This window comes from Mycobacterium sp. IDUB_39 (assembly GCF_055419205.1).
In genome coordinates this window covers 140,182-158,109 of sequence record NZ_JBVAXF010000005.1, presented here as the reverse complement: position 1 = coordinate 158,109, position 17,928 = coordinate 140,182, and the positions used below count along the sequence as shown (strand labels likewise).

Below are 17,928 nucleotides of genomic sequence, written 5' to 3'. Positions count from 1 at the left end.
TCGAGGCGTCGCCGGGCTCACAGATAGGGATCCACCCAGGCGCTGATGATTCTGGCTGCCCGTGCGGCCTGATTCTTGCCGGTGAGCAGATGGTCGGCGCCCTCGAGTGAGACGAAACTCCGTGGGTGTCGCGCAGTTCGGAAGATTTCGCTGGCGTTCGCGATGCCCACGGTGTTGTCGGTCGGCGAGTGCATCACCAACAGTGCACGGCGCAACGTGCGGATCAGCTCCGTCAGATCGGCGGCACGGACGTCCTCGACGAAGTGCCGCTTGAGTGTCAGGGCCTTGCCGCCGACGGGGAAGGGTGCCTCACCGTCGGCCTCGATCCGGTGGATCAGCGCGTCGTAGTTGTGTTCGACGTGGGCGGGGTCGTAGGGCGCGCCGACGCTGACCACCGCGGCGACGGTATCGCAGTGGTGGGCTGCGGCGATCGCCGCTGCCCCGCCGAAGGAGTGCCCGACGAGCAGTCGCACCTCGCGGCCCGACGCGTTCATCACCTCCACTGCGCGCACGGTGTCGGCGACCTTGTGCGAGAACGAACCGTCGCCCCAGTCACCGTCGGAGTCGCCCAGCCCGAGGTTGTCGAAGCGCAGCATTCCGATGCCCTCGCTCGCGAGCTGTTTGCACATCCGGTTCGCCGCCGGGCAGTCCTTGCCGAGGGTGAAGCCGTGGGCGAAGACACCCCAGCCACGGAGTTCGCCGCTAGGGGCTTCGATGACGCCCGCCAGCTCGGGTCCCGTCGTGCTGGGGAATCTGATGCGCTCGGCCACGCGCGTCATTTTGTCACCGACACGCTCCCCGGATTAGTCCTTCGAGTAGTCGGTGCTCAGCCACTGCTCCGGGCGCATGCGGATGATGACGGAGTTCGACCCGAGGTTCTCGTCGGTGAAGGCGTTGCCCTCCTCCTCGCCGAGATAGCGGATCGCGATCGCGCGTACCGTCGCGTCCTCAGCGGGTTCGATACCCGTGACCGGCCCCTCCGCGGTGACATAGCGATATGGCGGCGTCTCCACCTGAACCGAGATCGCGAAGCGTCCGGCGGCTCGGATCAGCTTCTCCTTGACGGTTCCGGCATCGGTCCACAGCAGCACCTCGCCGCCGGGCTCATAGCCGTACCAGATGGGTACCGCCAACGGTGCCCGGTCCTGCCGCTCGACCGCGACCACACCTACGTGTAGATCCGCCAGGAACGCTTCGCGCTCGTCGCCGTTCATCTTCGCCATTGAGGAGATCCTTTCGACAGCTCGGGTTCCCCGGGTGCAACCCACACCCGGTCCGGCCGATTCCCCGAGCGGATCAAGCCGACCCGACGAGCATGGCGGCACCAGGACCGTCGAGGGCGTCGACGGGGACCGGTCTGCCGGAGACTGCCATGAGGAGATCGATCGACTGTCCCCTCACCTGCGGTCCCTGTCCATGGGTCAGACCCGAGTCGGTGGCGACCAGGCGGAGGCCATCGATGCGCTCGCGGCCGCCGCCCATCACCGCACCCGTCCTAGCCTGGTAGGTCAGGGCCGTCACCACCGCGTGCAACGGGTATTCCGCCGCGATCCCGAGGGGCCGCCGGATGTCCTCACCGTGGACGAATGCCTCGACGAGGCGTGTCGCCAACGGAGCCGGTGGCGTCAGTGTCCAGTCGGACACCGCGCGCAACGCCTCGAGTGTCCTGCGCGGATCGTCGGTAATCTCTCGACGAACCCCAAGATCGTTGTCGTGGTCAAAGTCCAACCGCGCCCGAATCATCCGCACGATGAAGCCGAGCCGCGACGTCTTCGCGGTGTCGACGAGGTGCGCCACGACGTCGTGCACGTTCCACCCGTCGCACAGCGACGGTGCCGCCCATGCCGCGCTGGGAATACACCTCAGGTCCGCCACCAGCCGTGCGCGTTCGGCGTGCACAATTGGCCACACCTCCGATCGGTTCACCATCGTGTCTGCTCCCGTACCGTCAGCCGCGCAGATCGTCGGAGCGCCCGGCCGCCAGGCGTGACCACTGCGACGCCGGTCGCCCGTTCAGCTGGAACTGTTGTCCCGCAGTCGCATACGGCTGCGGCCAACCCTCCGGCGAGTCCTCCCACGTCTCCTGCCGCCCGTAGACGGTGAGATCAAGCAGGTGGTAGCTGTTGGCGCCCGCCTCGGTGCCGCGGCCGGTCGACCAGTAGGTCTCGAACACTCGGTCGCCGGCGCGCAGGTAGCAGGCGTAGAAGCCGACCGATCGGCCCGCGAGCAGGTCAGCTGCCTCGGTCAGCGAGTACCACGGCATCGTCCATCCCATGAAGTCGCGATACCGCGCGCTCTCGGCATAGGGGCCCTCACAGAACGTCGCGTACGTGACGTCGCGACTGTGCAGGTAGGACAGCTCCTGGGCGTGACCGGTGAAGAAGGTGCAGCCCTCGCACTGCTCATCGGCCGGTTTCCCGTCGTGCCACATGTGCAGGTAGACGAGCAACTGTCGGCGTCCCTCGAAGACGTCCACCAATGGCACCGGTCCGTCTGCGCCGATCAGCGGAATCCGGGCGTCGACCTCCACCATCGGCAGCCGTCGTCTCGCCGCGGCGATGGCATCGCCCTCCCGTGTGTGCGCCTTCTCGCGCTCGGTCAGCCGATCGACTTCGGCCTGCCACGCTGGCCGGGCTGCGACGGCGGGCAGCGGGTACGTCGCCTCCCTCGCGATCATGGTCACCTCCTGGTCCTGGGCGCCGCGTTCGATGCGGCCTGAATGGGTAGACCGCGACGGCGAGCACAACTCATCGCCGCACGCCAGCGTTCTCGCGTGGGATGGCGGCGTTACCCTGCGCGCAGGGCGTCGGCTGGGAGGTCGGATTGATGGCTGGTTCACTGCACATTCGCGTCTGCGCCGCAGCGATCGCGGCACTGACCGTGGTGGCAACCGTGGCGTGCAAATCCACCGACACACCGCCTGCGGAGCATGCGGAGATAGAGCGTCCGTTCTGCGAGGTGGCAGTCCCAGCGGCCTGGCAGTCGGCGATCGACGCCGGCAGAGTCGACACGGGCGGCATCTCGACGCTGCCGCTGACCGTCAGTCGGGCCGGCGAGGTCGTCGCGGTCCGCGACAACGGCGACACCCGCGACGTGCTGTTGATCGGTGCCGACAAGTCAGTCGCCGAGATCTACGCCGTGCCCGAACCCGACAAGAACGACGTGGGTTTCGCGGCGATCGACGACCGCTGGATCGTCATCGGCGTGGACCGCATCCCACGCGGATCCAACGGGGTGCTGCCGGGGTTGATCAGGATCGACGTGGTCGATCGACAGGGCGGGCCGGTGCGGACTATCGCGCAGCGGAGCATGGCCGACTACACGACCGGACGCAACGCCATCGACTCGGTCGCGCTGTTCGACGGCAAGGTGTACTGGCTCACCCACGAGTCCCGCGACGATGACACCACCACGCTCAGGTCCGACGATTTCGCGACGAGCGCGGTCGACGAGACACCGGTGGACTCTGCGCGTGACCTGCGTACCTCCGCAGCCGGGCTCACCTGGTCCCGCGAGGGCCCGGGAATGCCGCAGATGAAGATCGACGGCACGCTGCCGCCCGCCGTCGCCGAGTCGGTGGGCAACGGCCAGGACCGGGTGTCCGTCGCGACGGATGGCACCGCCTACGCCTGGCTCACCGGTCTCGATGAAGGCGGCACCGGTGTCGCATGGTGGTCACCCGATTCCGGATTGGTCCGTGTCACAGGCGAAGTCGTCGCGCCGATCACGCTGAGCGTGCCACTGGTGTCGGTGGTGGGACCGTACGTGGTCATCGAGCGCGGGCCGCGCGAGGGCAGTGACCGCGACGCGTATACGGCGGTGGTCGACACGCGCTCGGGGGCGGTCACCTACCTGGCCAACCTCACGCGCGGCGCCGACGGTGGCACCATCGCTGTCGACGTCGGCGTTGTCCCCAACAAGTTGGTTCCGCCGAATCTGAGTGTCGTCCGAAGCGACTCGCTGCCCGGGCTGTCCTGCTGACGTGGCGGCGACCGTTACGCCCATAAGCGAAGTTCGGTGTTGACGTGACGCCCTCGATGCCCGAGTGTTGACGTGGGGGTAATTAATGTCGAGTACAAATATCGCGACCATCCGTCAGATCAGGCGCATCGCTGGGGATGGGGGGCACGTCAGCTACGACGTCGAGGTCCAGACCGACGACGGACACATCCAACAGTTCACCTTCAGCGGCAACATCTTCGTCGGCCCCGTGATCCTGTCGATCCGGAGCCACGACGGACAGTGGAGTCGCGAGGTCATCAATGAACCACGACGATTTGGTGAGTTCGCCTCGGCAGATTGGGTCACTGGGTTTTTGAATTCTGGGCGGCGAGCCGCCACCAGCGTCTACGCGTCGGACTGAAGGGTCAACACCGAGATATCCGGGGGCGCGCCGATCCGGACCGGCGGGCCCCAGAAGCCCGCACCCCGCGAGACGTAGAGCTGAGTGTCGCCCACGGTTGACAGCCCGGCGAGGGACGGCTGGACAGCGCCGACGACGTAGTGGAACGGCCACATCTGTCCACCATGGGTGTGCCCTGACAGTTGCAGGTCCACCCCGCGCGCGGCGGCGTCAAGCACCTGAACCGGTTGGTGCGCGAGGAGGACTGTCGGCCCCGAGGGATCCACTCCGGTCAACGCTCGCTCGAAGTCGGGTGGGGTTGATCGCGATTCTCCCGCGATGTCGTTGACGCCGACCAGGTCGAACGCGGCGCCTCCGCGCCGGATCGTGGTGTTCTCGTTCTGCAGTGGCTGCGCGCCGAGCCGCTCCAGCTCACGCAGCCACGATGACGTGTCATCGACGAAGTACTCGTGGTTACCGGTGACGAAGAATGTTCCCTCACGGGAGTTCAAGTCCCGCAACGGTTCCGCGGCTGCACCGAGCTGCTCGACGGTGCCGTCGACCAGATCCCCCACGATCGCCACGAGGTCCGGCTCGGCCTCGTTGATCATCCTGACGATTCGTTCGGTGTGCGCGCGGCCAGACAACGGACCGAGGTGGACATCGGACACCACCGCGATCCGGAATCCGTTGAACGCCGGATCGAGTCTGCGCAGTCGTACCGGCACCCTCAACAGGTCCGGTGGACCGAGTGCATTGGCGGCACCGACCGCGACCAGACCCACCGATGCCGCGCCCGCGGCGACAGCACTGGCTCGCGCGATGAACACCCGCCGGTTCACCGCAGGCGCAGGCTCGGGCTCAGGGGCGGGCTCGGGCGTGGCCGCCGGGGCAGCCGCGACGGCGTCCGGTCGCGTGCGCTTCACCCACGCCCGTGCCGCGAGCCGGACCGGCTCCAGCGCGAGCAGTGTGAGGAAGAGGTAGGCCAGGAGCCCAAACCAGAGGTAGCCCGGCCACGCCAACCACGCCGCCTCGGGCACTCCGGTGACGCGAGGCAGGACCAGCGTCGCCAGCAGCAGGACGGTGAGCGCGAGCAGGACAGCCGTGAGGATCCACCGCACGCGTCCCGGTGCAGTCGTGTCCTTGACCAAGCGTTTCCACAGGTACACCGTCATGAGCCCCAGGATCGCGCTGAGGATGACGATGAACATGCCACCCATTGCACACTGCCCCTGCCGGAACCGCACTCAGCAACGCCAGCAACCAAGATCATCTCGTCGGTATGGTCGAGAGATGAGCGTGGGGGGACGAATCGTTCGACTGCTGGCCATGGTGGGTGTCCTGCTTCTGGTCATCACCGGCTGCGCCGGCGGCAACCAGGGGCAGCCGTCCTATGGCGGCGGGGCCCCGGCCCCGGCGGCCCCCGCCAAACAGGAGTTCGCGCCCGAGGCACCGCCCGGGCAGGACGCCGTCGCCGACGGTCCCGACATCGTCACCACCGGTTCGATGCGAATGACGGTGTCCGATCCCATATCGGCCGCCGACAAGTTCGCGGCCGCCACCTCCGAGGCCGGCGGGCGGGTCGAGGCGCGAACCGATCAGAGCGGGTCGACCACGCCGTCGGTGACTCTGACGCTGCGGATACCGTCGGACAAGGTCGATGCGGTTCTCGCCAAGATCGACGAACTCGGTGTCGTGGAATCCAAGTCGATCAACTACGACGATGTCACCTCGCAGCGCGTCGACCTCGACGCCAGGATCAAGGCCCTGCAGACGTCGACCAACCGTCTACTCGACCTGATGAACAAGGCCACCAGCACCGAAGACCTTCTCGCCGCGGAGAGTTCACTGACGCAACGACAGGCCGAACTGGATTCGCTACAAGCCCAACGCGCCACACTCGGCGACCAGATCTCCTACGCCACGATCACGGTGGATCTGTCCTCGGAACCGAGTGTCTCGCGGGTCGGCTTCGTCGGCGCCGTCGAGCAGGGGTGGCGCGCACTGGTCAGCGCCGCCTCGGGACTCAGCCACGCCATCGGGTTCCTGCTGCCGTGGATTCCGGTGTTTCTCGTCATCGGCGGCGCCTTCTGGGCACTGCGCAGGACTCTACGAAGCCGCCGGGTGGCAGAGCCGGCGACGAGCGCAGCACCAGCACCGGCGCCCGCTTCAACACCGGCGCCGAATCCCCCTGCGTCCAAGGATGATCCGGCGGGGCAATCGTCCTGACATCGCAGTCGTAGTCGGTTGCCGGCAGCGACGACATCTCACGCAACGTCACGTCCTCAGTCGGGTTCGGGTTTTCGGTGGCAAACACGGGGGTATTAACCCAATCGCGACGAACGTCGCACTGCCAGCGCCCGACCTCCGAAGGAGTTCACCATGAGGACAGGCCCCATCACGCGGTTCCTTGGCTCTGCAGTCCTGGCCAGCGGTGCCGTCCTGTTCAGCACATCCGCGCCAACGGCCGCCGCCGAACCGTGCCCCGACGTGGAGGTGGTGTTCGCCCGCGGCACGGGTGAGCCACCGGGCGTGGGCGGCGTGGGGCAGGCATTCGTCGATTCGCTGCGTGCTCAGCTGGGTAATCGGTCGCTCGCCGTTTACCCGGTCAATTACGCGGCGAGCGGCGATTTCAACAACCGTGAGGCGTTCGCCAGCACGGTTGTCGAGGGAATCCGCGACGCGGGTGCTCACGTGCAGGCCACCGCGGCGAACTGCCCCAACACCAAGGTGGTGCTCGGCGGCTTCTCCCAGGGCGCGGTGGTCGCAGGCTTCGTCACCGCCGCCGAAGTCCCCCCGGGTGTTCCGGCCGCTCTCGTCCCGGCGCCGATGCCGCTCGACGTGGCCGACCACGTGGCGGCCGTGACGCTGTTCGGCAAACCGTCCGGCTCGTTCCTGAGCAAGTACGGCGCGCCGGCCATCACGATCGGGCCGCGCTACGTGGACAAGACCATCGACCTCTGCGCAGGCGGCGACACGATCTGCGACGGTGCACCAGACGGCATGCCCACCTTCTCGCACGCGCTGTATGGAGCCAACGGGATGACCAACGAGGCTGCGACGTTCGCCGTGAGCCGCACCTGATCCGGACCACCGCGCAACCCCATCCAGATCGGGCGCGCCCGCGTACTACGCATTGTAGTAATTAGCTCACCACTCGCGTAACCTCGCCGTTTGTGGATCTTGTGTACAACATCGTCGTCGTCACGCACCTGCTGGGAATGGCCGCCCTTGTAGGCGGGTATCTCGCGGGCCAACCTGCCGTCAACGAGGTGATGGTCTGGGGCGCCAGGGTGCAGCTCATCACCGGTGTTGCCCTGGTGGGCATGGCCGAGTCCATCGAGATCCTGGGCAAAGACCCCAACATGATCAAGATCAGCGTGAAGCTCATCATCGCCGTGCTGGTCTGCGCGTTCGCCGAAATGGGCCGCGGCGCCGCGAAACGCGGCAAGAAGGTGGCGTGGATGACCCACGCCGCCGGCGGCCTCGGGATCGTCAACGTGCTGATCGCCACCCTGTGGACCTAGCGATGCACCGAGATCTGCACCAGCGTCGTGGCTGAGCCAAAAATCACGACACTGCTGCAGATCTCGCGGTACCTTCGCGGCACCCAGGTCAGAACGACGCGCGTGGGGCGCCCATACCCGGGTCGATCTTGACCGGCCCGGCCACCGTCGGCTCCACGGGGAAGTCGAAGATGGCCGTCGGGATGTAGACCGTCGCACAGGCATTGGGGATGTCGACGACACCCGAGAGCCGCCCCTCAATGGGTGCCGCACCGAGCAGGAGGTAGGCCTGCTCTGGGCTGTACCCGAACTTGGTGAGGTAGTCGATCGCGTGCAGACACGCCCGCTGGTAGGACAGGTGAGAGTCCAGGTAGCGCTGCTCACCGTCGAGCGTGACCGAGGTGCCGGAGAACGCCAGCCACTCCGAGTACTGCGGGTCGGTGTTGCCCGGCATGAAGATTGCGTTCTCACTGACCCCGTAGGTCTCCATGCCACCGGGAATGACGTCGACCCGCAGATCGATGAAGCCACCCATCTCGATGGCGCCACAGAAGGTGATCTCACCGTCCCCCTGGGAGAAGTGCAGATCGCCGACCGACAGGTTCGCACCGTCGACGAACACGGGGTAGAAGACGCGGCTGCCCTTGGTGAAGTTCTTGATGTCCTGGTTGCCGCCGTTCTCACGCGGCGGCGCAGTGCGGGCGGCCTCCGCGGCGGCCCTGGTGAAGGCGTCGCCCGTCAGCCCGCCGAGGATCGCGTCCTGCGGCTCGGGCGGCAGCGCCAGAGGCGGCACCCGGTCGGGATCGGTGGCGATCAGTGCGGCCTCGCGCGCGTTCCAGGTCCCGAGCAGTTTCGCCGACGGCGCCGTGCCCATCAGGCCGGGATGGACGATTCCGGTGAACTCAACGTGCGGGACATGACGCGACGTCGCCTTCTGACCGGAGAAGTCCCAGATGGCCTTGTATGCGTCGGGGAACTGCTCGGTGAGGAAGCCACCGCCATTCTGGGTTGGGAAGATGCCGGTGTAGCCCCAGCCCTGGCCTGCGAGCGGCCCGGAGTCCTCCTGCGGGATCGGACCGACGTCGAGGATGTCCACGATCAGCAGGTCACCGGGCTTCGCTCCCTCAACGGCGATCGGACCGGACAACACGTGCACTGTCGTCAGCGGCGCGTTGAGGATGTCGTCGGCGGAGTCGTCGTTGACGATCGCGCCGTCGAACCACTCGCGGCAGTGCACCCGAAACGAATCGCCCTTCTTGACCGTCACCGCCGCGGGGATGTCGGGATGCCAACGGTTGTGGCCCAGCTTCTCCTGATTGGTGAACTTCTTGGTCGAATCCAGCGGGAACACAACATCGGGCATTGAGGACTCCTTCAGGCTCGCGGGAGGGTCTGGTGAAGCGGATTGGTGGTGATCTTCTGGCGCGGCCGCGTCACCGGTGACGGCGCAGCCACCACCGCGGGACGGTCAGCGGTGGCGCGGGTTGCATCCTGCAGTGCCATCGCTGTGCTTCCGGCGCGGCCGAGGTGCGGGGCCGCGATGGTTCTGCGGGCCGACCCTGCACAAGCCGGGCACTCTATCGCATCCGGACGGTCGGCCATCGAGTACATCTGTTTCGTTGTGCCGCAGCCAGATTCGCAGCGAAACGCGTAGAGAACCATGAGGTTTCCTCACTATGTCCGGTGACGCAACCGACCCACGCAACATTACCCACGGGTGTCCGTACTGGCGCGGGACTTGGAGAACTGCACAAGTCACCGCTCACCGGCTGTAGGTCCCTACAGAATCGGCACGAACCCGGCGCTCACTGCGTTCGCGGCCCCCGCGCAGTCCAGGTCGGAGGCCGGGAGGTCTTCCTGATCACGTTGTGCTGCAGTGGTTTAGCGCCCGAATCCGCGACCGTTCGGGGCGCACCGCCGGTATCCGCGCCGGGCGGATTGGCGGCGTCCTCCCGCATGCCCATGTTCAGCGCGGCCCACAGGGCGATCCGGAAGTTGATTCGGTCGGTCTCGTCGAGCGGATTGGCACCGGTGAGTTCGGCGATCTTGGCCAGCCGGTTGCGCAGGGTGTTGACGTGGACATAGAGCCGATTGGCGGCCGCCGTGATATCCGTGTCCGGCGCCAGGAAGGCATCCAGGGAGGCGACGAGGTGGGAGTTGTTGACCTTGTCCTGGTCGACCAGCGGGACCAGTAGCCGCTGCACGAACGGCACCAGCCGGACCTTGGGTACCGCGGCCAACAGACCCTCGAGCGTGGCGATCTCGTCGATGTGCACGGTGCGGCGCCACCGAATCGCCTCGTGCAGCGCCTCGAGAGCCTCGGGAATCGCATACGCCATGGATTGCGCGTCCGGAGCGATCGCGACCCCACACACCAGGGACGACGAGGCCAACTCCGTGGTGAACTCGTCGGTCTGTGTGCACAGCGCGACAATGCGGTCCTCGAGCAGCGCGACGGCACCGGAGTAGCGGTCCACCAGGTCGTGCACCTGGGTGTGAACATCGGAGGTGAACGCGCAGACCACGACGGGCTCGCCGGTCAACCCGTAACCGCCGAGCGCGTTCTCGACGGGCCCGACACCCAATGTGCCCGCCACGAACCAGCGGAGTATCGATCCGAGATCGCCCTCACGGGTGCCCACCTCCCGGTCGGCGGCCCGCATGGACTCGGCCCAGTCGACGATCCGGCGGAACGGTACCGCGGCGTCCAGGGTCAGCAGCGGAAGATCCATGTCCCGACAGGCCGACACCAGCGCCTCGGGTGGCGCGTCGAACAGGTCGCCGAGCCCGACGACCAGCGCCGTGACCCCCTGCCCGATCAGCGCGGTGACATAGCGCCGAACCGCATCCTCGGATTGGTCGACGACGGGCACACCGATGCTGAGAATCAGCTCTTCACCGGAGAGGTACTGGGACGGGTCGGCCAGTTCTGTGGGGTACACGTAGCGGATCGGCCGGTCGAGATCACGGATCGGGGTCAGTGCCTCGACCTGAAGACTCTCCTCGGCCAGTAGTTGGCCAAGCGTCACCACACCGTCGTGGGGCGCGATCGCAGTCACCGCAGATCTCCCCTCCACTACACCCACGCCGGCCACCATCGGCGCTTCGGCGCGGGATCGTCCATGCCTGCGGATCTTAGGCTGAAGCCGCGGCCATCACAGGTCGAGCGTAAGCCTGCAACCACCCAGCGAGCGAGAAACGCAAATCATCATGGTGGCATTGGCCCGGCGTTCATCGTCCGTCAGCAAATCATCACGGTGGTCAATTGACCCTTCCAGCACCTTGGTCTCGCAGGTACCGCAGAAGCCCGCGGTGCACGAGAACGGGGTGTCCGGGGCCACCTCGAGCACCGCATCGAGGACGCTCCGATCATGGGGCACCATGATGGTGCGGCCAGTGCGGGCCAGTGCCACCTCGAAGGCTCCGTCATCGGCTCGCACGACGTCCTCGGTGCTCGCGGCGAACCGTTCGACGTGCAGGGCCAGATCCGGGTGCTGTTCGCTGACACTCTGCACCGCGGTGAGCATCCCGGGCGGGCCGCAGCAGTAGACCGCGGTGCCGGCAGGGCTGTCGGCGAACGCACCATCGAGATCGGGTAGGCCCGCGGTGTCCTGCGGGATCAGGTCGACACTATCGAGGACGCCGACGCGATCGAGGAACGCCATCGCCGATCGGCTGCGACCGCCGTAAATCAGCCGGAACGGGGGCGGGTCCGGCTGGTCGCGAAGTGAGTCGATCATCGCGAGGATCGGAGTGATGCCGATACCGCCCGCGATGAACAGGTACCGCTCGGCCGGGGCGAGAGCGAAGTTGTTCTGCGGCGCCCCGACCTCGATGACGTCTCCGACGCGCAACCGCTCGTGGACCTCGCGCGAACCGCCGCGGCCGTCCTCGACGTGCAGGACCGCGATCGTGTAGCTGAACGGATCCTCGCGCGGCCCACAGAGCGAGTACTGCCGCAGCAGTCCCGACGGCAGCGTGAGTGCCACGTGGGCACCGGCTGCCCATTCGGGCAGCCGGTCCCCTATCGCGCTCCGCAGTACCACGGAGATAACGCCTGCGGCCTCAAGCCGCATTTGGGTGACGAGTAGCTTCATCGCTTCTCGGGCGCCGGGACGGGACTCCCGGCTCCAGCGAGCACACGACCGTTTTCGGCTGACTCGGTCAAGCCCCGAGACTCCTGGATGGTCTGCACGGCGTACTGAGTGGCACGCCGATAGTTCAGCGTGTAGATGTCCGCAGGTGCAGACACCTCGAACGCCTGGCCGGCGAGCGGAACCTCCTTGGGCTCAAGGCCACCCAGAATCGGCGTGTCCTCGCTGAAGACCTGGGTCTCGATCTCGAGGATCTCCTCCACGGTGCCGCCACGGAAGTTCTTGTCCGTGGCCACACCCCAGAAGATGATGCACTTGTCGTAGCTCACCGGGGAGGGGAAGTCGACGAGGTAGCGCTTGCCGATCTCCTCCCCGAAGTCGTACAGAATCGTCGCGATACCCGGAGCGTAGGAGTGGTAGTGCATCACGGCATCGCCGGTGCTGGAGAAGTTCGAGTCGGGGACCTGCTGGTAGAAGTAGGACGCCCACACCTCACGTCCCTCACGCTTGACGTCGAGGTCGCCGACGACCGGATTCACCTCACCCATCGACACCTCGTGCACGAACGGAAAGTGCGCCATATCGCGGAAGTTCTCGGTCGCCGCCATGAACCCACAGTCGGCGTGGATCGGCTCGGCGGGTAGCCAATCCAGCTCCAGGCCCTCGATCTCGGGTGGATTCGGCAGACCGAAGACCGGGTCGCCCAGGCAGGTCCACACATGCTCGAACCGTTCGATGACGGGATACGTCTTGATGGCCGCCTTCGGCGGAATCCGCCCACCCTCGGGCAGTGAGGGGACGTGGCGGCACTCACCGGTCTCGCCGTCGAACTGCCAGCCGTGATACGGGCAGGCGATGTTGTTGCCGTCGACCACACCATCGGCCAGGTTGCCGCCGCGATGGACGCAGCGTCGATCAGTCACCCGTGCGACACCGGAGGCATCGCGGAACACCACGAGCTTCTGGTCGAGCAGCTGAGCGGCCTGGGGGGTGCCGATATCCCGGGAGCGGGCCACCACGAACCACACGTGCTGGTACGCCTCGCGGAGTTTGTCCGGGGTCAGTGCCTCTTGCTTCATCGGTCGAATCTCCTTAAATCAAACGGTGGGGCCGAGGTTGGGACGAGTCAGGGTGCGCGGCGTGAGCTGCGCGGAACGGACGTGCTCGGCAATCTGAGCCATGCCTGCCACCCACACGTCGTCCATCGCGCATACCTCCGCGATGAACTCACGCAGTGCGGCCGCGCGGCCGGGCCGTCCGGACAGGAAGGGGTGGTTGGTGAGAATCCAGACACCACCGATATCGCGCATCGCGTTGAGTTCGGCGCGCCACAGCTCGATCGCCTTGGCCGGCGTCTCGATCAGTCCCGTGCCGGAGAAGTCAGGCACGAAGCAGTATTGCTGCCAGTCGTCGAGCGCCCAGCTCACCGGTAGCTCAACCAGTGAGGTGCCGTCGGAGACCGCAAGCTCATAGGGGTGATCGGAGTCCATCAGCGTGGAGTCATAGACGAAGCCGAACTCGGCGAGCAACTTCGGTGTGTGCCAGTTCATCTCCCACATGGGAGCGCGGTAACCGACGGGTCGAACACCGGCGACCTCCTCGAGGGCTCGCAGCCCGCGATCGAGAATCTCGCGTTCGGCGTCCTCGTCGAGACCTACCAGCGACTCGTGCAGATAGCCGTGGTGGGCGATCTCGTGACCGGCCGCCGCGATGGAGCGGACCGGTTCCGGGTGCCGATGCGCGGTGTAGCCCGGGACGAAGAAGGTTCCCGGAACCTTGAACTCGTCGAGGATGTTGAGCAGGCGGGGGACACCGACCAGCGGGCCGTACGCCTGGTGCGACATCGCGCCCATGCGGTCGGCGAACGCGGGATCGGTTGTCAACAGCGGGGATTCCGCGTCGACGTCGAAGGTGAACGCGACGGCACAGGTCTTTCCCTGTGGCCACGACACCGGTCCTGCCGGGGTCAGAGCGGTCATCGTTGAGCCTTTCTTCCGAAGACGGACAGGAATTCCCATGTGACGTTGGCGGCGGCGACCGCTGTGATCTCGGCGTGGTCGTAGGCCGGCGACACCTCAACGACGTCGGCACCCACCAGGTTCACCTGCTCAAGTCCGCGGATGACGGCGAGCAGCTCGCGGCTGGACATGCCGCCGGCCTCCGGCGTTCCCGTTCCCGGTGCATGGGCCGGGTCGAGGACGTCGATGTCAACGGACACGTAGACAGGCGCGTCGCCCGCCACCTCACGGATGCGGTCGATGATGCCATCGGCCCCCAGCGTGTCGATCTCCCGGCAGGTGATGCAGGAGAATCCGAAGCTGGCGTCGTCGACGAGATCCTTTCGATCATAGATCGACCCGCGAACGCCGACGTGCAGGTTGCGGTCGAGCAACAACCCCTCCTCGAACGCGCGGCGGAACGGCGATCCGTGCGTGATGTCGGCGCCGTAGAACCCGTCCCAGGTGTCGAGGTGGGCGTCGAAGTGCACCAGCACCATGGGGCCGTGTACCGCGTGCGCGGCGCGCAGTGACGGCAGCGCCACCGAGTGGTCGCCGCCGAGGATCACAGCACGAGTGCCCTTGGACAGCAAGTCGGTCAGCTGCGCCGCGATCTGGTCGACGGCCTCGCCGATGTCGAACGGGTTGCACGCGATGTCGCCCGCATCGGCGAACTGGCAGACCTCGAACGGCTTGATGTCGAGTTCAGGGTTGTAGCCGCGGATGAGCCGGGAACCCTGCCGGATCGCGTTGGGCCCGAATCGGGCTCCGGGACGGTAGGTGACGGCGCTGTCGAATGGCACCCCCACCACGGCGACGTCGGCGTGGCCCACGTCCTCGAGCCGCGGCAGCCGCGCGAACGTGGTCCATCCGGCGTAGCGTGGCTGCACAGCCGGATCCACCGCTCCCACAATCGCATTGCGGCCGTTGTCGTTGTTCATTGATTGCCCTTCCTAGACACGATTACGCGACAGCCCGCCATCGACATTGACGATCTGTCCGACGGCTGCACCGAGCTGACGCTGGCACAGCACACCGATGACCCCGGCTACCTGTTCGACAGTGCCCACCTGACCGGTGGGCGGGGTAAGACTCGAGCCGCCCGCGGCGGCGTCACACACTGCCCACTCCGAGTCGACGGCTCCGATCGCGACGGCGTTCACGCCGACCCCGAAGCCACCGAAGTCGCGGGTCAGCGACTTCGTCAACGCGACGATGCCGCCGGCAGCGGCGGCGACCGCCGACAGCTCGGCACCGCCGATGTGCCAGCGCGATGTGGTCAGCACGATGCGACCACCGGTTCTGTTGTCCCGCATCTGCTCTGCCGCGGCCTGCGCGTAGAGGAAGCTGCCGGTCAGCGTCGCATCGACGTGGTCCCAGAACGCGTCCATAGTCTGGTCGTTCAGCGCGGCAACGTGGGGCAGCCCATGTGCGACGACCAACGCGTCGATCCCACCCATGAGTTCGGCTGCCTGTGCCACAGCACGGCGAACCTCGTGACGGTTGGTCGGGTCAGCCCACACGGTGAGCGTGCCCCCGTTCGCCTCGGACGCCTCACGGCTGCCCGCGCGCGTTCCGGTCGTGGTGGCGCCGCGGGCGGTGAAGTACTCGCGTACGGCAGCACCGAGCTGGGTGTCGACGCCGGTGATGAGAACCCGAGAGGTGTTGGACATCGTCAGATCACCGTTCCGCTGTTGACCGACAACACTTCTCCGCACAGGAACAGGTCCTCCTCCAGCAGCGCACGAACCAGCTCGGCGACTTCACCGGTATCAGCGATACGCCTCGCAGGCAGCGTCTCGACGAACTGTGCGCCGCGTTCCCACGAGTCGGCCGGCAGTAGCGGCGTGTCACATGGCCCGGGCGCAACGGCGTTGACCAGGACTCCGTCTGCAGCCACCTCGACGGCGATGCTGCGCAGCAGACTCAGTGCGGAACCCTTGGCGGCCGCATAGTGAGAGTCGTTGCTGCCGCCGCCGATTGCGCGCTCAGAGGCGATTCCGACGATGCGCCCACTGCGTCGCTTGCGCATGTCGGGCAGGACCGCGCGGCACACGTGGGCCAGACCTCCCACGTGCACGCGCAGCATCCGCTGCCACGCCGACGCCACGATGTCGAGTGCGGGAATCTCCTCGTAGTGCCCGGCGCAGACGACGGCTGCGTCGATCTGTCCGAAGGTGTTCTGTACGTGCTCGATTGCGTCTTTCACGGCCTGCTCGTCGGCGACGTCGGCGATCTGCCACAGGTCGGTGTCCGGTGCGGGCTCCCTCGAGATCGACGCGACGATCCAGCCGCGGTCTCGGAGCAGCGCCGCGATCGCGGCACCGATACCACTACCGGCCCCGGTAATGACGGCGACGCGTTGACCGGCGCTCATACGGGCTCGCTCACTGGTTCGTCGGCCGGTTCGGTGGCCTCGCCGGGCCGGCGCTGGCCCACCTTGATCGTTTTCACGATGACCGCGCCCAGCAGGAGGATCACACCCATCGCGACGAAGAACGCCCAGTTGATGTACCACGACTCGGATACGGTGCGCGGCCAGACGATGTTGACGAACTCGAAACCGACCCACAGCACGGCAAGGACCGCCACCGGTGTGCCGAACCTGCCAAGGTTCCAGGGCCCCGGCACCCACTTGCCCCGCAGGCGCGCAACCAGTCCGGTCACCAGGGGGAACAGGAATGCCAGGTAGTAGCCGCCGGCGGTGAACGTCACCAGGACCGAGTAGACGTCGGTTGCCGAGATCAGGTAGACGCAGGCGCCGATGACGGTGGTCACCAGGATCGCCCGGACCGGTTGTGCCTCGGCCTTGGACAGCTTGACCAGGATCCGCGACCCCGGCAACACCTCGTCACGGGCGAAGGACCATATGACCCGCGAGGCCGACGCCTGCAGCGCCAGGAAGCTGGCAAGGAAGCCGACGACGAAGGCCAGCAGGATCGGCTTGACTGCCGATTCGCCCAGTGCGCTGCCGAGCACATAGCTCACCGGGTCGGCGACCTCGCCGGAACGGATCTTGTCGAAGTCGGGCACGGCCAGGGTGACCGCCAATGACGCGTAGGCGATGACGATGGCGATGAAGCTGACCGCGAAGAGCATGGCCTTCGGGACGTTGCGTTGCGGTTCCTTGATCTCCTCGGCGATGGCGCCGGCGCTCTCGAAGCCCAGGATGGACCAACCGGTGAACGCCAGAGCGGCCAGGAACGGTCCGGAGACGAAGGCCCACGTCCATCCGCTGGTGGCGTCGAAGCCCTGCAGGATCACGTCGAGCCCGTGGTGGCGGTGGAAGATGAGCAGGTATGTGCCCAGACCCACCGAGGCGACGATCTCGGCGATGATGCTGCCGACCATGAGGGCCTTCAGGAAGCCGCGGCCAAGGATGTTGGCGCCGGTTCCGGCGAGCAGGATCAGCAGCGCGACTACGCTCTGCTGGACCGCGGTGGGGGCCTCGATCCCGATCAACTGGGCCAGGAAGCCGGCACCACCGTAGGCGACGGTGGCCATGATGATGACCAGCGCCCAGGTGTAGATCCAGCCGGCGAACCATCCGGCCACCTCACCTGCCAGCCGCTTCGTCCACTGGTAGATCGAGCCCTCGAACGGCCAGCGTGACACCAGTTCGGAGAACGCCAGCGCGACGACGAACTGTCCGGCGCCGACGATGACGAAGGTCCACCAGAACCCGGGGCCTGCCGCGGCCAGCGACAATCCGTATATGCCGTACATCGCAACGATCGGCGAGATGAACGCGAATGCAAACGCGAACGCCGACCACAGCGAGAACTCTCGCTTCAATTCCCCAGGCGCGGAATCTATTTGACCACTGGTCGCCATCTGGACCGCCTTTCGGTGCTGCATGGACACGGAAGTATGGACATGTGACACCCGGCGGCGCACCCCCGTTGGCGAATGCCGGGTTGCACGCACAGTCACGCGGCCCGGCACTGTAGGGAACTACAGCCCTGCACGCCCGGGGCCGACGAGGCGGT

The 17,928-nt window shown here is 66.7% G+C and carries 20 protein-coding genes; 5 read left to right on the top strand and 15 right to left on the bottom strand.

All coding sequences use genetic code 11. From position 1 onward, the window contains the following. Window positions 1-17: 17 nt before the first annotated feature. The 4 genes from ACZY0X_RS19420 to ACZY0X_RS19405 all read right to left on the bottom strand — a co-directional run bounded on the left by ACZY0X_RS19420 (window position 18) and on the right by ACZY0X_RS19405 (window position 2,677). Window positions 18-770, bottom strand: coding sequence for an alpha/beta hydrolase family protein (locus ACZY0X_RS19420; RefSeq protein ID WP_463772712.1), 753 nt, complete (start codon window positions 768-770; stop codon window positions 18-20). A 33-nt stretch (window positions 771-803) separates the two neighbouring features. Beyond that, window positions 804-1,223 carry a pyridoxamine 5'-phosphate oxidase family protein gene (locus ACZY0X_RS19415; protein ID WP_463772710.1) on the bottom strand — a complete coding sequence of 140 codons (420 nt, stop codon included), beginning with the start codon at window positions 1,221-1,223 and terminating at the stop codon, window positions 804-806. Between the two features lie 73 nt (window positions 1,224-1,296). Beyond that, the gene (locus tag ACZY0X_RS19410; protein ID WP_463772708.1) at window positions 1,297-1,929 is read right to left on the bottom strand and encodes a maleylpyruvate isomerase family mycothiol-dependent enzyme; all 633 of its coding nucleotides are present in this window, start codon (window positions 1,927-1,929) and stop codon (window positions 1,297-1,299) included. A gap of 19 nt (window positions 1,930-1,948) precedes the next feature. Next, on the bottom strand, window positions 1,949-2,677 hold the full coding sequence (locus ACZY0X_RS19405) for a DUF899 family protein (RefSeq protein WP_463772707.1): 729 nt from the start codon (window positions 2,675-2,677) through the stop codon (window positions 1,949-1,951). Window positions 2,678-2,826: 149 nt separating this feature from the next. On the opposite strand from ACZY0X_RS19405, the gene ACZY0X_RS19400 reads away from it, so the two are divergent. Together ACZY0X_RS19400 and ACZY0X_RS19395 are read left to right on the top strand one after the other, a co-directional pair. Next, window positions 2,827-3,981: a hypothetical protein gene (locus ACZY0X_RS19400; RefSeq protein ID WP_463772705.1), complete on the top strand. Its 1,155-nt coding sequence runs from the start codon at window positions 2,827-2,829 to the stop codon at window positions 3,979-3,981. Between the two features lie 85 nt (window positions 3,982-4,066). After that, window positions 4,067-4,363: a hypothetical protein gene (locus ACZY0X_RS19395; RefSeq protein ID WP_463772704.1), complete on the top strand. Its 297-nt coding sequence runs from the start codon at window positions 4,067-4,069 to the stop codon at window positions 4,361-4,363. Here ACZY0X_RS19395 and ACZY0X_RS19390 read toward each other — a convergent pair. Continuing rightward, entirely contained in the window at window positions 4,348-5,553 is a 1,206-nt protein-coding gene (locus ACZY0X_RS19390; protein ID WP_463772702.1) for a metallophosphoesterase, read from the bottom strand. The two genes, ACZY0X_RS19395 and ACZY0X_RS19390, sit on opposite strands and share 16 nt — an antisense overlap. An 82-nt stretch (window positions 5,554-5,635) precedes the next feature. Between ACZY0X_RS19390 and ACZY0X_RS19385 the strand changes: the two genes are divergently transcribed. The 3 genes from ACZY0X_RS19385 to ACZY0X_RS19375 all read left to right on the top strand — a co-directional run bounded on the left by ACZY0X_RS19385 (window position 5,636) and on the right by ACZY0X_RS19375 (window position 7,869). Next, a complete protein-coding gene (locus ACZY0X_RS19385; RefSeq protein WP_463772701.1) occupies window positions 5,636-6,571 on the top strand; it encodes a DUF4349 domain-containing protein in 936 nt (311 codons plus the stop codon). Between the two features lie 153 nt (window positions 6,572-6,724). Then, entirely contained in the window at window positions 6,725-7,426 is a 702-nt protein-coding gene (locus ACZY0X_RS19380; protein WP_463772700.1) for a cutinase family protein, read from the top strand. A gap of 92 nt (window positions 7,427-7,518) precedes the next feature. After that, window positions 7,519-7,869 carry a hypothetical protein gene (locus ACZY0X_RS19375; protein WP_463772699.1) on the top strand — a complete coding sequence of 117 codons (351 nt, stop codon included), beginning with the start codon at window positions 7,519-7,521 and terminating at the stop codon, window positions 7,867-7,869. A gap of 88 nt (window positions 7,870-7,957) precedes the next feature. On the opposite strand, the gene fmdA is transcribed toward ACZY0X_RS19375, so the two are convergent. From fmdA to ACZY0X_RS19325, 10 genes are all read right to left on the bottom strand, one after another. Next, window positions 7,958-9,211: a formamidase gene (gene fmdA / locus ACZY0X_RS19370; protein WP_463772697.1), complete on the bottom strand. Its 1,254-nt coding sequence runs from the start codon at window positions 9,209-9,211 to the stop codon at window positions 7,958-7,960. 11 nt (window positions 9,212-9,222) lie between these two features. After that, window positions 9,223-9,450 carry a zinc ribbon domain-containing protein gene (locus ACZY0X_RS19365; RefSeq protein WP_463772696.1) on the bottom strand — a complete coding sequence of 76 codons (228 nt, stop codon included), beginning with the start codon at window positions 9,448-9,450 and terminating at the stop codon, window positions 9,223-9,225. Window positions 9,451-9,653: 203 nt separating this feature from the next. After that, window positions 9,654-10,907, bottom strand: a complete 1,254-nt coding sequence (locus ACZY0X_RS19360; RefSeq protein WP_463772694.1) for a PucR family transcriptional regulator — start codon at window positions 10,905-10,907, stop codon at window positions 9,654-9,656. Between the two features lie 96 nt (window positions 10,908-11,003). Continuing rightward, a complete protein-coding gene (locus ACZY0X_RS19355; RefSeq protein WP_463772693.1) occupies window positions 11,004-11,945 on the bottom strand; it encodes a PDR/VanB family oxidoreductase in 942 nt (313 codons plus the stop codon). Then, window positions 11,942-13,021: a Rieske 2Fe-2S domain-containing protein gene (locus tag ACZY0X_RS19350; protein WP_463772691.1), complete on the bottom strand. Its 1,080-nt coding sequence runs from the start codon at window positions 13,019-13,021 to the stop codon at window positions 11,942-11,944. The genes ACZY0X_RS19355 and ACZY0X_RS19350 overlap by 4 nt, the downstream gene beginning before the upstream one ends. Window positions 13,022-13,039: 18 nt before the next feature. Beyond that, window positions 13,040-13,921, bottom strand: a complete 882-nt coding sequence (locus ACZY0X_RS19345) for a polysaccharide deacetylase family protein (protein ID WP_463772690.1) — start codon at window positions 13,919-13,921, stop codon at window positions 13,040-13,042. Further along, window positions 13,918-14,880 carry an agmatinase gene (gene speB / locus ACZY0X_RS19340; protein WP_463772689.1) on the bottom strand — a complete coding sequence of 321 codons (963 nt, stop codon included), beginning with the start codon at window positions 14,878-14,880 and terminating at the stop codon, window positions 13,918-13,920. The genes ACZY0X_RS19345 and speB overlap by 4 nt, the downstream gene beginning before the upstream one ends. A gap of 12 nt (window positions 14,881-14,892) precedes the next feature. Continuing rightward, window positions 14,893-15,612, bottom strand: coding sequence for an SDR family NAD(P)-dependent oxidoreductase (locus tag ACZY0X_RS19335; protein WP_463772687.1), 720 nt, complete (start codon window positions 15,610-15,612; stop codon window positions 14,893-14,895). A 2-nt stretch (window positions 15,613-15,614) separates the two neighbouring features. Then, window positions 15,615-16,316, bottom strand: a complete 702-nt coding sequence (locus ACZY0X_RS19330) for an SDR family NAD(P)-dependent oxidoreductase (RefSeq protein ID WP_241402115.1) — start codon at window positions 16,314-16,316, stop codon at window positions 15,615-15,617. Then, window positions 16,313-17,773 (bottom strand): amino acid permease, encoded by a 1,461-nt coding sequence (locus ACZY0X_RS19325; RefSeq protein WP_463772685.1) that lies wholly within the window; start codon window positions 17,771-17,773, stop codon window positions 16,313-16,315. Before ACZY0X_RS19325 ends, ACZY0X_RS19330 begins: the two co-directional genes overlap by 4 nt. Between the last annotated feature and the right edge of the window lie 155 nt (window positions 17,774-17,928).

Excerpts from the sequence above, each read along its gene's own strand:
- speB (WP_463772689.1), bottom strand. The coding sequence starts at position 14,880 with ATGAACAACGACAACGGCCGCAATGCGATTGTGGGAGCGGTGGATCCG.
- ACZY0X_RS19350 (WP_463772691.1), bottom strand. The coding sequence starts at position 13,021 with ATGAAGCAAGAGGCACTGACCCCGGACAAACTCCGCGAGGCGTACCAG.
- ACZY0X_RS19410 (WP_463772708.1), bottom strand. The coding sequence starts at position 1,929 with ATGGTGAACCGATCGGAGGTGTGGCCAATTGTGCACGCCGAACGCGCA.
- ACZY0X_RS19380 (WP_463772700.1), top strand. The coding sequence starts at position 6,725 with ATGAGGACAGGCCCCATCACGCGGTTCCTTGGCTCTGCAGTCCTGGCC.
- ACZY0X_RS19395 (WP_463772704.1), top strand. The coding sequence starts at position 4,067 with ATGTCGAGTACAAATATCGCGACCATCCGTCAGATCAGGCGCATCGCT.
- ACZY0X_RS19405 (WP_463772707.1), bottom strand. The coding sequence starts at position 2,677 with ATGATCGCGAGGGAGGCGACGTACCCGCTGCCCGCCGTCGCAGCCCGG.
- ACZY0X_RS19345 (WP_463772690.1), bottom strand. The coding sequence starts at position 13,921 with ATGACCGCTCTGACCCCGGCAGGACCGGTGTCGTGGCCACAGGGAAAG.
- ACZY0X_RS19325 (WP_463772685.1), bottom strand. The coding sequence starts at position 17,773 with ATGGCGACCAGTGGTCAAATAGATTCCGCGCCTGGGGAATTGAAGCGA.
- ACZY0X_RS19355 (WP_463772693.1), bottom strand. The coding sequence starts at position 11,945 with ATGAAGCTACTCGTCACCCAAATGCGGCTTGAGGCCGCAGGCGTTATC.
- ACZY0X_RS19330 (WP_241402115.1), bottom strand. The coding sequence starts at position 16,316 with ATGAGCGCCGGTCAACGCGTCGCCGTCATTACCGGGGCCGGTAGTGGT.
- ACZY0X_RS19335 (WP_463772687.1), bottom strand. The coding sequence starts at position 15,612 with ATGTCCAACACCTCTCGGGTTCTCATCACCGGCGTCGACACCCAGCTC.
- ACZY0X_RS19390 (WP_463772702.1), bottom strand. The coding sequence starts at position 5,553 with ATGTTCATCGTCATCCTCAGCGCGATCCTGGGGCTCATGACGGTGTAC.
- ACZY0X_RS19415 (WP_463772710.1), bottom strand. The coding sequence starts at position 1,223 with ATGGCGAAGATGAACGGCGACGAGCGCGAAGCGTTCCTGGCGGATCTA.
- ACZY0X_RS19385 (WP_463772701.1), top strand. The coding sequence starts at position 5,636 with ATGAGCGTGGGGGGACGAATCGTTCGACTGCTGGCCATGGTGGGTGTC.
- ACZY0X_RS19400 (WP_463772705.1), top strand. The coding sequence starts at position 2,827 with ATGGCTGGTTCACTGCACATTCGCGTCTGCGCCGCAGCGATCGCGGCA.
- ACZY0X_RS19365 (WP_463772696.1), bottom strand. The coding sequence starts at position 9,450 with ATGGCCGACCGTCCGGATGCGATAGAGTGCCCGGCTTGTGCAGGGTCG.
- fmdA (WP_463772697.1), bottom strand. The coding sequence starts at position 9,211 with ATGCCCGATGTTGTGTTCCCGCTGGATTCGACCAAGAAGTTCACCAAT.